The organism is Polynucleobacter sp. AP-Nickl1-40-C4, assembly GCF_035012665.1.
Classification (GTDB): Bacteria; Pseudomonadota; Gammaproteobacteria; order Burkholderiales; family Burkholderiaceae; genus Polynucleobacter.
On sequence record NZ_JAYGQR010000001.1, the window covers coordinates 301365 to 316835 of the forward strand.

The following is a 15471-nucleotide window of genomic DNA, read 5'->3' on the forward strand; positions in this document are numbered from 1 at the left end:
ACAGTAGGACAACTTGTTTCATATTAGTAAAAACACTAGTAAAAATCCTATTATTTTCACATTTGTTCTATTAGAATGAACAAAATAGCACAATTCTTGAGATTTTAAACTTATGCTCGAAATCGACACAACTGAACAGCTAGATAGCGTCAAAAAAGATAGCTCGAGTGAAAACTCATCAATGCTCAAGGGCATTGTCATTTTGGAAGCTTTAGCAGCCACCCAGCAGCCAGCCACCCTTGCCCAGCTAATACAAATAACAGGTATGCCAAAGGCATCCCTCCATAGAACTCTAGCAATTTTTGAGGAAGCGGGTTTGGTAGCTAGGGAGCCCGGTGGCCGCACCTATGCGCCAGGCAATCGACTATCGCACCTGGCGTTATCCACCTTGACTCATGACACTGTTTCAGCAATTCGCCATACGATTCTTCGGGGCCTAGTAGCTGATCTTGGTGAAACCTGCAACCTTGCGGTCTTAAGACGTGGTGAATTGTTTTATTTGGACCGTGTTGAGGCAAATTGGGCTTTACGCCTGCATCTCCCGCCTGGAACAGTGCTGCCACCACATTGCAGCGCTAGCGGAAAATTACTTCTCGCTTATAAGCCTGTAGATGAGCGCACTAAGATTTTAGAAAATCTTCCATTGGAGCAATTTACCCACAGAACCATTACTGATCGCCACCTATTGGAATCAGAGATGGAAAGAATTGTTAGCACTGGATATGCAGTCGATAACGAAGAGTATGTTTTAGGTGTTTCTTGTGTAGCCGTCCCCGTCAAAGATTCTCTTGGCGAGGTAGTAGCTGCAATTGCTGTCCACGCTGCCACCGCGAGACTCCCATTAAATCAAGCGATGGAGCATATCCCAAAACTTAAAAAAGCTTCTGAGCGCATTTCTCAAACCCTATCTTAATCAGCAGCCCATCACTACAACCTCAGGACAAATCTAAACGTGCAATATCCACTCTTAGAAAAAATGATTGAGGAGGCTAAGAGCGATCTCCCACTGGGAGTTGTGTATCCCCTTAGCGCACCAGCACTGGGAACGGTGTTTGATCTCATCAAAAGACGGCTGTGCGTTCCCATCCTTATTGGCCCCAAAAAGGAGATTGAGGAGTTGGCCGCCATAGAAAAACTTTCCTTGGAAGACATCCAAATTGTCGATACGCCTAAGGATCCAATCTTGGCGACCAAGAAAGCAGTGCAGATGGTCAAAGAAGGTAAACTGGCAGTTCTCATGAAGGGATCTTTACATACCGAAGATCTCATGGGGCCAATTGTGAGTCGCGATGGCCTACGTACTGATCGCAGAACCAGTCATTTATTTTTATTTGAGCTCGAGCGTTACCCGAAACTACTAGGTATTAGTGATTGCGTAGTCAATATTGCACCCAATGCTGCTCAAAAAATACAAATTCTTAAAAGCAGTCTTGAAGCACTTGGCAAGTTGGGAGTAAAGCGCACAAAAGTTGCCGTCATTGCGGCTACTGAAGTCGTCAACCCGGCTATGCAAGCCACAATCGATGCCAAAGAAATTGTTGATGTCCATGCAATTAATCCTATTCATCCCGATACGATTATTGAGGGTCCTTTTGGCTTTGACAATGCCATCTCTTCCGCATCAGCAAAAACAAAAGGGATTCAGTCGGCTGTTGCGGGTGACCCAGACCTTTTGATAGTGCCCGATTTACAAGTGGGCAATATTCTTTATAAATCCCTTGTTTACATGGCTGGAGCAGAGTGCGCAGGTGCCGTTCTGGGCGCTCAAGTTCCCATCATTCTCACATCAAGAGCTGACTCTGTTTTCTCCAGAGTTGCATCCTGCGCGATGGCCATTGTTCTTGCTAAAAATTCTCAATAACTGAGTAATCCTATGTTCAAAATATTCTCAAACGATCCAGTGCATGATCCCATTAATAAACAAGCACCTGCAACCGAAATAAAGAAAACTACTTGCTATATGTGTGCATGTCGTTGCGGCATTCGAGCGCACTTAAGAGATGGCAAATTAGTCTATATCGATGGAAATCCTGAACACCCACTGAACCAGGGCGTCATTTGTGCTAAGGGCTCCTCAGGCATCATGAAACAAAACTCACCAGCTCGTATTACACAACCACTGCTACGCAAGGCCGGAAGTGAAAGAGGGAATGGCGAGTTTGAACCTATCAGCTGGGAAAAAGCATTTGAAATCCTCACTGAGCGTCTTGCCAAAATTCGTGCCACCGACCCCAAGAAATTTGCACTCTTTACTGGTCGTGACCAGATGCAAGCACTGACTGGTTTATTTGCAAGACAATTTGGTACCCCAAACTATGCTGCCCATGGAGGATTTTGCTCCGTCAATATGGCCGCAGGAATGATTTACACCATTGGTGGAAGCTTCTGGGAGTTTGGTGGGCCAGATTTAGACCGGGCTAAGTTATTTGTCATGATTGGTACCGCTGAAGATCACCACAGCAACCCTATGAAGATTGCTTTATCCAAATTTAAACGGGCTGGTGGTCGCTTTATCTCGATTAATCCGGTTAGAACTGGCTATTCTGCGATTGCAGATGAATGGATTCCAATCAAGCCCGGGACTGATGGCGCACTTTTCATGGCCTTGATGCATGAACTCATTCGTCTTGAGAAATATGATGCTCCTTTCCTCAAGCGTTTCAGTAATTCAGCTCAACTGGTTTGCATGGACTCAGGTCCTGAAGAGGGATTATTCTTGTATGACCCTGACTCCGATCCGCTTAACTTGGATTTACCTCACAATAAATACGTTTGGGATGAAAAATCCCAAAGTGCGAAACCTTGTTTTGCTCAAGGCACCTCACCCGCTCTTCTAGGTGAATATGTCATGGGCCCAGGACCACACCAAGGAAAGAAAGTGGTTCCTTCATTTGAGCTTCTTAAGCGACAAGTGAGTGAAACCACTCCAGAGTGGGCAGCAGCCATTACCAGCATTCCTGCGGAACGTATTCGCAAGCTTGCTCTAGAGATGGCGGATACCGCATTTGGTCAAGAATTTGAGCTACCCATTCAGTGGACAGACTCCTGGGGTGAAAAGCATGAGTCTGTAACTGGCAGACCAGTTGCTTTCCATGCAATGCGTGGTCTCTCAGCACACTCCAATGGATTCCAAACTACCCGTGGTTTAGCAGTACTGATGTCATTGCTGGGAACCATTGATCGCCCAGGTGGGTTTAGACATAAAGCGCCTTACCCACGTCAAGTTCCGCCCAATGCAAAGCCGCCGTCTTCTGAGAGTGACATTAAGCCCAATACTCCATTAGCTAAACCTCCACTTGGCTGGCCAACACAGCCAGAAGATTTGGCATTGGATTCCGATGGCAAGCCACTGCGCATTGATAAAGCCTATTCATGGGAGCATCCTTTAGCAGCCCATGGATTAATGCACAACGTGATTACCAATGCAGTAAAAGGTGACCCCTATTCCATTGATACGCTCATGATCTTCATGGCAAATATGTCTTGGAACTCCACTATGAACACGATGGAAGTTCGCGAACATCTCAATGCTAAAAATGATGATGGCGAATTTAAGATTCCATTTCTAGTAGTGTGTGATGCTTTCCAATCTGAAATGGTGGACTTTGCAGATCTAGTGCTACCTGATACCACTTATTTAGAACGTCATGATGTCATGAGCATGCTCGACAGACCTATTTCTGAATTTGATGGACCAGTCGACTCTGTTCGCATCCCTGTTCTGGAGCCATTAGGAGAATGTAAGCCATTTCAGGAGGTATTAATTGAGCTGGCATCCCGCTTAAAGTTCCCAGCATTTACTACGCCCGAAGGGGATCGTAAGTTTAAGGATTATCCCGATTTTATTACTCGCTTCCAGACCACTCCAGATTCAGGAATTGGCTTCTTAAGTGGATGGCGCGGTAAAGATGGTGATAAATCATTGCGCGGCGAACCCAACCCGAACCAATGGCAAAAATATGCTGAAAATAATTGCGTGCATCAATATCACATGCCTCCTGAGCATCAGTACATGCGCAACTGGAACAAGGGTTATTTAGACTTCTCTAAAGACAATGCTCTGCGTCAGAAGAACGATCCAATCATGATTGCGATCTACTCAGACATATTGCAACGTTTTCGCTTAGCAGCAACTGGTAAACGTCCTGGCGCCCAACCGCCAGATCATCTGAAAGCACGCATCTATAAATATTTTGATCCGTTACCTTTCTGGTATCCCCCGCTTGAAGATGAGGCTACGGATCTCACTAAATTTACTCTCAATGCGATTACCCAACGACCAATGGCGATGTACCACTCATGGGATTCACAAAATGCGTGGCTAAGACAAATTCATAGTCATAACTATCTATACGTCAATACTGCGACTGCACTCAAGAGCGGCATTGCAGATGGCGCCTGGATGTGGATTGAATCTCAGTGGGGCAAGGTCAGATGTATGGCAAGACACTCAGAAGCCGTTGACCCTGGAACAGTATGGACCTGGAATGCTATCGGCAAAGCAGAGTCAGCATGGAGTTTGACTAGTGATGCCGATGAATCTAAAAAAGGTTTTCTGCTAAATCACCTCATCTCAGAAGAGCTTCCGTTGGGAGGTTTTACTGTTAGCAACTCTGATCCAATTACTGGTCAAGCAGGATGGTATGACGTCAGGGTGCGATTGGCGCCTGCAGATGAAAATGAACCCAAAGAAACTTGGCCACAAGTAAAAGCATTTGAAGTTCCTGGAATGGCCCTCAAAAAATCGGGGGAGACAAAATGAGCAAAAAAAATAAACAACTCGCTCTAGTTATTGATCTTAATGTTTGCGTAGGATGTCATGCCTGTGTAACCTCATGTAAGGAGTGGAATACCTCCGGCTCAGCAGGCCCGCTTACTGATCTGAACGCCTATGGTGCTAGCCCAAGCGGCACTTTTTTCAATCGAGTACAAACTTTTGAGGCGGGAACATTCCCAAATACCCAAACAGTTCATTTTCCAAAATCGTGTTTGCATTGCGAAGAGCCGCCATGTGTTCCTGTTTGCCCTACTGGTGCGAGCTATAAGCGCAAAGAGGATGGGATTGTGCTGGTGGATTACGATAAATGTATCGGTTGCAGCTATTGCTCTTGGGCATGCCCTTATGGCGCTCGAGAGCTGGACCAAGAGCGTCAAGTAATGACTAAGTGCACTCTCTGTGTGGATCGAATCTATAGCGAGACTTTGCCGGAGTCTGAGAAAAAGCCTGCATGCGTTCTTGCTTGCCCTACTAGCGCACGTATCTTTGGCGATGTTCATGATCCAGAATCTGCCGCCAGCAAAGCGATCGAAGAACGCTCAGGTTACGCACTCATGCCCGAATGGGAAACCCAACCTGCCAATCACTATTTACCGCGCTCCATCATGGAAACGATTGATGCAGCAAGGAATGACAAATAATGCGCCCACAATTTTCAATCATCTTCTTTACTACCCTAGCCGGAATGGCGCAGGGTCTTTTATTCTTCCTGGCTTTATCAAATTTATATAGCCAAGCCACCCCCAATGTATTCCTCACCAATCTGGCACTGCCAGTTGCATTTGTACTTCTGACGTTAGGCTTGGTGGCCTCATTCTTTCACTTAGGCCACCCTGAGCGTGCTTGGCGAGCTGCCATGATGTGGAAGACCTCATGGCTATCCAGAGAAGTGATTGCCTTGCCAGCGCTTATGGCGGTGACTGCGGCAACTTACTTTTATGCCTGCATTAGCGTAGTGCCACAATGGTTGTGGCTTGCCCTGCTGCTTACTACGATCGCGCTTTGGGTCTGCACTGCAAAGATTTATCAATGCATACGCTTTATCCAAGAATGGTCACACCCCTCCACCCTAACGAACTTCATTCTCTTGGGATTGACCTCGGGATTAATTTTATTGGAATTACTGATTGCGGCATGGGGTGATTCCTCCGCTCAAATCATAGATGCCCCACTCTCCATCGTTGCATTCTTGCTGTTATTCCTATCCTTTAATCTAAAGCTCTGGATTTGGAGACGCAATCGGGATCTAAAACCCAAATCAAATCTTTCTACAGCAACAGGCATTAAAGGTAGCAATATTCGTCAAACATCAATGGGTTTAATGGGCGGTAGCTTTAATACCCGCGAATTCTTTCATCACCAAACTGATCGTGTGATTGCAAATCTTCGTAAAATTATCTTGCTGTGTGCCTATGTAATACCAATGATATTGATGGCCTACACCATTACTATTCCAAGCATCTTGATAATTGCACTAGCATTGCTGATTAATTATCTAGGCCTGCTTGCTGAAAGATGGATGTTCTTTGCAGAGGCAAACCATCCGCAGAACTTGTATTACCAAAGAGTCTCTTGAGTACGCCCGATGCCTATGGATCAATTCGCTGAACAACTGATTCATGGCAGAGCGCATATATCACCCAAGAGATTAGGGAATCCGGGTCCTAGCCCTAGCCAAAAAGAAACTATCCTCTTGGCAGCTAATGCCGCCCCTGATCACGGCAGAATGGTTCCATGGCGCTTTATTGAGATTCAGGAAAGCAGTCGCCCTGCCCTGGGAGAAGTATTCCACCACTGCCTCTTAGATCGTGACCAAGAGGCTACGGAGATACAACAGCAAGAAGCGCGCGACAAAGCATCTCGTGGCCCACTACTCCTGCTAGCTATAGCAAACTACCAAGACGCAAATAACGACATCAGTAAACAAGAAAAGCTGGTTTCCCTTGGGTGCGCCATTCAGAATATTCTCCTGAGTGCTCATGCCTTTGGCTTTGGCTCTGGACTATCTAGCGGCAGAGCTCTACAAAGTGATCGTATCAGGGCGCTATTTCAACTAACAAAAGATGAAGAGCCGATTTGCTTCATTACGATTGGCACCGTTCAAAAAAATAAGCCCGGTCGTATTCGGCCGAGCTTATCTGAGTACCACTCTATTTTTTAGATTATCACTAAAGCACTTCTACTGTTTGGTTTTTAGTATCGATGCGTAATTTAGCGCCACTTGCAATTGCCTGAGTAATGTCGCAATCGAAGCCACTCAACATCGGAATGCCGGCATGTGCAGCGCCTTGGGCCAAGATTGGATTGGCCGCATTAAAAATAATGGCAGCAGGGCAAAGATTTCTCGATTTCATCTCATAGAGCATCCATGCACTTGCAACCCCACCTTTGGCGGCATCCAGCACTAGAATCTTATCTTTATAGGATTGTCCAAAAAGCTTATGCGCTGGACGTGAAAACACTCCTTTTATTCGATCTAAATCATAGCGAGCCGAAAATCCGTCGGATGCACTCAGACATTCGCCCTCAATACTATCGCCCTGGGCGTGTTTAGCCTTATAAATTTTTCCGCTCACTTTAGTCTCCCCGTTACAGCAGCTTGCACACAGTCTTCCATGGAGGCCAGCATCGGCGTATAACCATAGCCGCCCAAAATATTCACAATTTTTGCGCTATTGGTTGCTAATACCTTCCACCCATTAGTCTCCGCAATTTCTCTCGCATAGGATTGATAGAAACACATTCCAGAAAATACTGTACCGCCTGCACTTTCTATCATCTCCGTATACCCCATACGATCTGAGTCTGGTTTTACTTGCGGGCTAGTCATGGCTAGCAAAGGTTTAATGAATTTCTTACCTTTGCATAACTCCGCAATACTCTTCATCTCCATGAGACTCAACTGCGGCGCAGAAAATACTACAACATCAATTTCTTCAGCAATACGATAAGAATTTTGTAATCCCATTACCTCTTCTTTGGTAATAAGAACCTCTGGCAGATGCAAGCACTCCAAATCTCGAGCGCGAAGCGCTTCAGGCGTAACACCTAATACGTGAAATAAGGCAGTAGATCCAAAACTCGCCATTGCCGCGCCAAAGTGCTTCATAGCATCAGAGCCTGGATGGCCTTCGATCCCCTCCAAAATAGGAACTGACCAATAGTTCCCTGATTTCTTGCCAATCAAGCCTCCTAAAGCGCCCCACTCATTGAGCGTTTGGGGTGTCCATGAAGTTTTAAAGCGATGCGTAGGCTTACGATGTTCATCAAGGTGATAACCATAGCGAGGAGTTCTACCGGTCAAACCTGCCGCCAACGCAGAAGGACCTCCTTCAAAATTCGATCTGGCACCGCAGACACTATTGGAATAGATAACCACTCCGGTGTCACCAAATGCTAAATGCTCTCCAAATACGGGAGCCATAATAGTTTGGTAATTAATGCAAGTGTCTGTCATGGACACACCCATTTTTACAAATGCATCTATTGCACGTCTTTCAAGCTCAAGCATTTTTTCGGTTTGACCTAATTGCTTTGCTTTACTAAAGTCGGTGCCTCTTGGATCAGTAATAGTGGGAATTCGAACCGATCGATCCTCAATCACATTCTTAGCTAGGCCTTCTAACCACTCAACACCAGCTTCACCCAAGCTCTCGGTATCCGCCATGATGTGCGCTTGAGATACAGGTACCAAATCTTTAGCGCCAAAGAACTCACCTACTTTAATTTGATGTGCGATAGCTGTTTGCCTTACTGGACCAAACTCACCAGCAAGCATAGCCTTTTCTTCTTGATTTAGCTTCATCTTGTTCTCTTCTCAATCCTCATTCATCTACTATCAATCAATAGTGGCGCCAGAATCTCTAACAACCCTAGCCCATTTCGCAATCTCACTAGTTTGGAAGTTAGCCAAACTCTCTTTGAAGTCTGTATTTGGCTGAACCCCCAAGTTACCCAACCGCTCTTTGAACGCAGCTGATTGGGCCACCCTCTCTGTATCGACTCTTAATTTTTTGGTGATTGAATCTGGCAATTTCGCTGGACCAAATAAGGCCCACCAAGCAGTTGACTCAAACTGGGGGTATCCCAATTCTGCAACCGTTGGTACGTTAGGCAATAAAGGTGAGCGCGTCTTACTGGTTACCGCTAAAGCACGCAGCTTTCCTGATGAGATGTGCGGCAATACCGATTGAATCGGATCAAAGACTAATGGTATCTGGTTGCCAATCAGATCTGTAACAGCAGGCGCACTACCCTTGTAGGGAATATGTTTAGCTTGATCTGAGTAGTTGATTCAAATAAGGCCGCGGTTAAATGTCCTGGAGTTCCATTTCCAGCTGTTCCATACGCAATCGTATCGGGTTTTGAACGGGCCTCAGCAATTAACTCAGCAAGCGTTTTAATGCGATCACTTGAATTAACCACAATGACAACAGGAGCGGTGGCAACCAAAGCAATTGGTGTGAAATCTCTAGTCATGTCATATGGCAGCTGTTTATACAAACTGCCATTGATTGCATTTGTTCCTACAGTACCCATAAACAAGGTGTAGCCATCTGGTAAAGATTTAGCGACAAGATCAGCGCCAATTGAACCGCCAGCACCGCCTTTATTCTCAATAATGATTTGCTCTTTAAGGCGATCACCCAGAAGAACTGCTAACGGTCTAGCAACAATATCAGTTGGCCCTCCCGGTGGAAAGGGGACAATTAGCCTGATAGGCTTACTGGGATAGACATCCGCTATCACATTGCTTGAAAGCAAAATTAAGCCAAAGCAAGTTAAGAAATATTTAAAACCTTTTATTACTAGGCTATTCATAAAAACAGACCTCAGCAAAGTGCGAATGGGGTTAGTCAAGTGCAAAAGAAAAAGTCCAGCTAAACCGGACCTTTTCTTATTGCTCGTAGTGACTTATACGTAATCTTTGTATTTATCCAAGAAACGTACTGGCTTAGCTAATGCATCACGACGGAATGGATCACCGAGTTCACGAGTACACATGATCTCGATTACACAAGTTTTACCTTCCTTCATCTGCATATCAATTGCCTTCTTGAGTGCTGGGCCAACCTGATCAAGCTGGTCGACCACAATTCCCTCGGCACCCATGGATTGCGCAATGCCTGCAAAACTTGGGCTCTCTAACTCACCCGCTACGAAGCGACGGTTATAGAAATCCACTTGGTTCTTTTTCTCAGCACCCCACTGACGGTTGTGGAACACAATCGCCGTAACTGGAATGTCATGACGAACTGCCGTCAAAATCTCGACCATACTCATTGCCCAAGCGCCATCGCCAGCATATGCAACCGCTGGACGATTAGGGGCGGCTGCTTTAGCTCCAATAATGGTTGGTAGTGCATAACCGCAATTACCAAAACTCATTGGGGCAAAGAAGCTACGTGGCTTTTCAAAGCGAAGATAGCTATTAGCAACCGAGTTGATATTGCCAATATCAGTAGACACCATTACATCAGCAGGCATGGCCTTTTCAAGCTCACGCAAAACTTGACGTGGGTGCAAGTAATGACCACCTGTTGGAGTCACTTCTTTTTTCTGCTCTTCAATCATGTCAAGACTAAATGGGTCTTTTTCATGAGTCCACTCATCCAACTCTTTTTCCCATGCGGCTTTTTCAGCAGCAATGGTCTTAGCGCGCTCTGCTTTGGTAGCATCACAAGCTAATTTCTTACCTTCTAAACGCTTGGTTAATGCCACTGCAGCAGCCTTAGCATCACCACAAATGCCTACTGAAATTTTCTTCACTAAGCCAAGCATCTTGTTATCAGCATCGATTTGAATAATCTTGGCATTCTTAGGCCAGTAGTCCATGCCATGCTGTGGCAATGTTCCAAAAGGTCCAAGACGTGATCCAAGAGCCACGACTACGTCTGCCTGCGCCATCAACTTCATTGCAGCCTTGGAGCCTTGGTAGCCCAAAGGGCCGCACCACAAAGGATGGCTTGCAGGGAATGAATCGTTATGTAGGTAGCTATTCACTACAGGAGCACCCAAGCGCTCTGCAAAGGCTTTGCATTCTTCTACAGCATCGCCCATTACCACGCCGCCGCCAGAAATGATCACGGGGAACTTAGCATTTGCTAAGAGCTCTGCAGCCTCATCCAAACTCTTCTCGCCACCAGGCCCGCGATCAAGACGATTTGGTTGTGGAATTTCTACTTCTATTTCGCCATAAAAATAATCACGTGGAATATTGAGCTGAGTTGGACCCATTTCAGATAATGCGCGATCAAAACAGCGGCCAGTAAATTCAGCCATACGCTTAGGATTATTTACATGCCCTTGATACTTTGTGAATTCTTCAAACATTGGCAATTGGTTAGCTTCTTGGAAACCACCTAAGCCCATACCCATGGTTCCTGTTTCAGGAGTAATGATCACCACAGGACTATGAGCCCAATAAGCCGCTGCAATTGCAGTAACGCAGTTACTAATGCCAGGGCCATTTTGTCCGATGACAACACCATGACTTCCGCTAACACGAGCATAGCCATCGGCCATGTGTGCAGCACCTTGTTCATGCACTACCGGAATCAAGCGAATCCCCGCTGGAGCAAAAATATCCATTGCATCCATAAAGGCAGAGCCCATGATTCCAAAAATATCCTTCACCTTGTTGGCGACCATGGTCTCCACAAACGCTTCGGAAGGGGTCATTTTCTGCGGGCCAGTGGGTAAATTAGTGCCAGACTTAGACATAAAGCTCTCCTAGGTATTCGATTAAACGGAACATTTTGTTCTACAATATGAATAATAATAGCGTATTTTTAGGAAAGTCAAGCATATAAACCCCAATCTGGAATATATTTGACAACATATTAAGACTTTTAAAGGCAAAGAAATGGCTGAAAGCACATCTTCAATCGATTTAATGGGTTTACAGCCCGAAAAGAGGGTTTCTTTGCACTCCGCCTTTCCAGAGTGCAAGGGCTTTGCAGACTTTCAGATCCCTGCCTTTAATAAGGCCACCGAGCTTGTGCCGGCTATCGACCCTAGCTATCAACTCAATCCAGAGGCAACCTTAGCCATTCTGGCTGGATTTGCCTTTAATCGCAGAGTGATGCTTCAGGGCATGCACGGCACTGGCAAATCCACTCATATTGAGCAAGTTGCAGCCCGTTTAAATTGGCCCTGCTTACGCATCAACCTAGATGGCCAAATTACTCGGATGGATCTCATCGGAAAAGATGTCATTGGTCTAGAGGATGGAAAGCAAATTACCCGCTTTCAAGAAGGCCTCATACCTTGGAGCCTGCAACGCCCTGTTGCACTCATCCTAGATGAATACGATGCCGGTCAACCAGATGTCATGTTTGTCATTCAGAGAATGTTGGAGCGCGAAGGTCGCCTTACTCTACTCGATCAAAATAGGGTCATTAATCCCAATCCTGCATTTCGCATCTTTGCTACCAGCAATACAGTTGGACTAGGAAATTGGAATGGGTTATATCAAGGCACACAATTACTAAACCACGGCCAAATGGATCGTTGGGATATCGTCGCTGCGCTTAACTATCTTGAGCCCAGCGAAGAGCAAAAGATTTTAATGGCAAAAGTACCAGAGCTTTCTGATGCCCAAGCAAAAGCGATGATTAGCCTTGCGAACCTGACTAGAAGCGGCTTTGCAGCCGGAGACATTTCGACATTAATGTCAACAAGAACCCTTATTACCTGGGGAGAAAATTGGCGCATTTTTAAGGACTTGCAGATTGCATTTGCTCTCGCATTTTTAAACAAATGTGAATCCGAAGAAAAAGCATTGGTAGCTGAATACTACCAACGCTGCTTCGCTAGCGAGCTTGATTTAAATACGAAATAACTTTAGGCGCGATTAGACTCACCTTGCAAACCCAAACTCACCAAGACTTCGAACAGCAGCAGCAATATGGTGCGATGATTCGTTCATTGTCTGGGGAAGCAAGCGCGCAAATTCGCGATTGGCAACTTTTTCATCAATCTGCGCCGCTGGACTCTATTGCGCCACATCTCAATTTAGAGAATCTCAAAACATCATGGGCATTCCCAAGAGGGATATTGGATGGCATTGCATTGCGTCTTCGGTATTCGGATGCCGATATACATGCATCACTAACACCTGAAGGCATGATTGAATCGCTGATATTTGAAGTCTTAGAGCAAATTCGAGTAGAGAGCAATTGTCCAGATGAGCTCAAAGGCAGCCAGCAAAATGTTCAGACTCAATTTATCGCTTGGATGCAGCAATTCATTGCCAGTGGCGGAGTGGAAGGAAGTATCGGCCTTTTACTCATCACGATCTTTTCAACGGTTTGGATGAAACTCAATAGCCAACCTATTCCGCAGTTAATGCAAGATATCGTGGAAGCCACCAGAGCTGGATTGGCTGAAAGTATGGGGCCTCTTTTAGTGAAACTAAAAGCCAACCGATACGACCAAGCACAGTATGGGAATACCTCGCATGAAGTGATTAATCTAGTATCTGGATTAATTGCTAATGAGTACCGCAATAATCCCAGCATTCGCACCAAACGCAAAAGTCAAAGCGCAACCCAACTAAAAATTGAATGGGTGCCACCACATGCCGGAAAAATTTCGGTAGATTTTAAAAGTCCAGCAACATCTTCGAGCGAGAGGCGACACCAAGCTCAGAAATCACTTGAAAAGTATGTCATTTACAACTCAAGTTATGACACCGAGGTTGAGGCTAAGAAAAAAATCAGATTAGCCCAATTGGCTGTTTATCAAGATCAGTTGAATGCTGAAATAGCCAAACAAAATATTCCCTGGGCAAAGCTCATTCGCATGTACCAGCAATTATTTTCAAGTAATGCCCCCAATCACTGGCAAACCACTGAGGCTGAGGCAGTTCTTGATCGGCGCTATCTTACTCGTACTGTAACTTCCCCACTGCAGCCAGCACTGTACAAGCAACTGATACCTACTAGCCAAGTAAATGCTAGGGTTACACTTTTAGTAGATTGTTCTGGCTCCATGAAAGAGCAGCGCGTCAAAAATGCCGCTTGCCTTGATTCTTTAGTGAGAATCCTTGAGTGGGCTGGCATTAAAACTGAAGTGCTCGGATACAGCACCAATACCTGGCAAGGTGGAAAACCTTTCAAAGAGTGGCGCAAAAGTGGTCAGCCATCCAATCCTGGCCGACTCAATGAACGAGCGCATTGGATTTTTAAAGACTTCGATACCAGTTGGAGAAGATCTCGAGCTGGTATCGCTGCACTATTGCGCCCAGAAATCTATACCGAGAGCGTTGATGGCGAGGCACTTCTATGGGCTGTGGAGCGCTTGCAAAAGACTGATCGCAATAAGCATTCCAATAAAACACTCATCCTCTTTTCTGATGGGTGTCCAATGGATCGAGCGACTATTGAGGCAAACGGTGAAGAGTTTCTAAAAGATCATCTTTTGCAGGCTATTTCTTGGTGTGAGCAGCAACCCCATCTTCAATTGTGGGGTTGCGGAATTGGATCAGAATTACGACCCGCTTTTCAACACCGTCTTAGCTGGGATGAAGATCCCAGTAATGTGGCAAGCACCCTAAAAAATTGGGCTGGAGAATTTAAGGCATCCTCTTTTATCAATAAAAAATATTCATAACAAAGTAGTTGGGGAAAAATACCATGCAACTTTTAAATAGCATCTTTACCAAAAATAATAGAATTATTCTTGCGCTTTGCGCAACACTAGGCATATTTTCTTCTGCCAATATCTCTGCGCAATCATGGCCCGATAAACCGATCAAAATGATTGTTCCGTTTGCTGCAGGTGGAAGCGCAGATATTCTAGGAAGAATACTTTCCCAAGAACTTGCTAAGAATCTTGGTCAAAACGTGATTGTTGAAAACCGTGGAGGTGCCGGCGGCAATATCGGCGCAGAAATGGTTGCCAAATCGCCAGCGGATGGCTACACCATCCTGCTAGCTTCTGGCAGCATGATGACCGTCAATCCCTTCATCTATAAAAAATCCTCTATTAACTATATAAAGGATTTAACTTATATCACTGCCATAGCAACCGTTCCTATGGTGATTGCAGTAAGCCCAAAACTACCAGTCAATACGCTTGTAGAACTTATTGCCTTAGCCAAAACAAAAGAGTTGAACTTTGGATCAGCTGGCATTGGGAGCCAGATACACATGGCTAACGAGAATTTTCTGTACTCCGCAGGAATTCATGCGACGCATGTGCCCTATAAAGGTGAGAACCCTGCATTAAATGATTTGATTGCTGGACAAATTGATTTTATGGCTGGGAATTTTCCAGCAACCGGAGGGTTTGCTAAAGCAGGTCAAGTAAAAGCGCTTGCTGTTACCAGCAGCAAAAGATTGAAGCAACTCCCCAATGTTCCCACAGCCTCTGAAGCAGGTATTCCTGGATTTGAAAATACCGGCTGGTATGCCTTAGCAGTTCCAGCAGGCACCCCACAATCTATCATTGACAAAATTTATGTCGCAACTGAGAAATCATTTAAGGCGCCGTCTCTACTTGCCAATATGGATACCAACGGCTTGACACCAATGATGATGAAGAGCAAGGATGTAGACACCAAAATACAGGTCGAATCTGCAAACTGGGAAAAAGTAATTAAGGCGAGAAATATTCCTACGCAATAATTTAAAAACTAGCAAAGAAAAAGCCACCCCGAAGGATGGCTTAAAAGATTTTTTGGAGGTACT

Annotated in this window: 12 protein-coding genes and 1 pseudogene; 9 read left to right on the forward strand and 4 right to left on the reverse strand. The window is 45.3% G+C overall.

The genetic code is table 11. The features are described 5' to 3' along the window. Positions 1-112: 112 nt before the first annotated feature. Genes VC182_RS01405 through VC182_RS01430 form a run of 6 tightly spaced genes read left to right on the forward strand, consistent with a single transcriptional unit; the run spans position 113 to position 6938 of the window. Positions 113-913 (forward strand): IclR family transcriptional regulator, encoded by an 801-nt coding sequence (locus VC182_RS01405; RefSeq protein ID WP_225971480.1) that lies wholly within the window; start codon positions 113-115, stop codon positions 911-913. A 39-nt stretch (positions 914-952) separates the two neighbouring features. Next, positions 953-1861: a bifunctional enoyl-CoA hydratase/phosphate acetyltransferase gene (locus VC182_RS01410; protein ID WP_225971479.1), complete on the forward strand. Its 909-nt coding sequence runs from the start codon at positions 953-955 to the stop codon at positions 1859-1861. Positions 1862-1873: 12 nt separating this feature from the next. Further along, a complete protein-coding gene (locus VC182_RS01415) occupies positions 1874-4762 on the forward strand; it encodes a molybdopterin oxidoreductase family protein (RefSeq protein WP_323484258.1) in 2889 nt (962 codons plus the stop codon). Then, a complete protein-coding gene (locus tag VC182_RS01420) occupies positions 4759-5418 on the forward strand; it encodes a 4Fe-4S dicluster domain-containing protein (protein ID WP_215275317.1) in 660 nt (219 codons plus the stop codon). Before VC182_RS01415 ends, VC182_RS01420 begins: the two co-directional genes overlap by 4 nt. Beyond that, positions 5418-6353 (forward strand): dimethyl sulfoxide reductase anchor subunit family protein, encoded by a 936-nt coding sequence (locus tag VC182_RS01425; protein WP_112313813.1) that lies wholly within the window; start codon positions 5418-5420, stop codon positions 6351-6353. Before VC182_RS01420 ends, VC182_RS01425 begins: the two co-directional genes overlap by 1 nt. Before the next feature lie 9 nt (positions 6354-6362). Then, the gene (locus VC182_RS01430) at positions 6363-6938 is read left to right on the forward strand and encodes a nitroreductase (RefSeq protein ID WP_323484259.1); all 576 of its coding nucleotides are present in this window, start codon (positions 6363-6365) and stop codon (positions 6936-6938) included. 7 nt (positions 6939-6945) lie between these two features. Here VC182_RS01430 and VC182_RS01435 read toward each other — a convergent pair whose 3' ends face one another. The 4 genes and pseudogenes from VC182_RS01435 to xsc all read right to left on the reverse strand — a co-directional run bounded on the left by VC182_RS01435 (position 6946) and on the right by xsc (position 11500). Then, on the reverse strand, positions 6946-7353 hold the full coding sequence (locus VC182_RS01435; protein WP_112313812.1) for an aconitase X swivel domain-containing protein: 408 nt from the start codon (positions 7351-7353) through the stop codon (positions 6946-6948). Then, positions 7350-8582 carry an aconitase X catalytic domain-containing protein gene (locus tag VC182_RS01440; protein ID WP_323484260.1) on the reverse strand — a complete coding sequence of 411 codons (1233 nt, stop codon included), beginning with the start codon at positions 8580-8582 and terminating at the stop codon, positions 7350-7352. The genes VC182_RS01435 and VC182_RS01440 overlap by 4 nt, the downstream gene beginning before the upstream one ends. Before the next feature lie 33 nt (positions 8583-8615). Further along, positions 8616-9598, reverse strand: a pseudogene (locus tag VC182_RS11545) (Bug family tripartite tricarboxylate transporter substrate binding protein). 93 nt (positions 9599-9691) lie between these two features. Continuing rightward, entirely contained in the window at positions 9692-11500 is a 1809-nt protein-coding gene (gene xsc, locus VC182_RS01455) for a sulfoacetaldehyde acetyltransferase (protein WP_216157425.1), read from the reverse strand. Between the two features lie 142 nt (positions 11501-11642). Between xsc and VC182_RS01460 the strand changes: the two genes are divergently transcribed. Genes VC182_RS01460 through VC182_RS01470 form a run of 3 tightly spaced genes read left to right on the forward strand, consistent with a single transcriptional unit; the run spans position 11643 to position 15408 of the window. After that, positions 11643-12620: an AAA family ATPase gene (locus VC182_RS01460; RefSeq protein ID WP_246531446.1), complete on the forward strand. Its 978-nt coding sequence runs from the start codon at positions 11643-11645 to the stop codon at positions 12618-12620. 23 nt (positions 12621-12643) lie between these two features. Further along, positions 12644-14392, forward strand: coding sequence for a cobaltochelatase CobT-related protein (locus VC182_RS01465; protein ID WP_323484262.1), 1749 nt, complete (start codon positions 12644-12646; stop codon positions 14390-14392). A 23-nt stretch (positions 14393-14415) separates the two neighbouring features. Beyond that, entirely contained in the window at positions 14416-15408 is a 993-nt protein-coding gene (locus tag VC182_RS01470; RefSeq protein ID WP_216157428.1) for a Bug family tripartite tricarboxylate transporter substrate binding protein, read from the forward strand. Positions 15409-15471 lie beyond the last annotated feature (63 nt).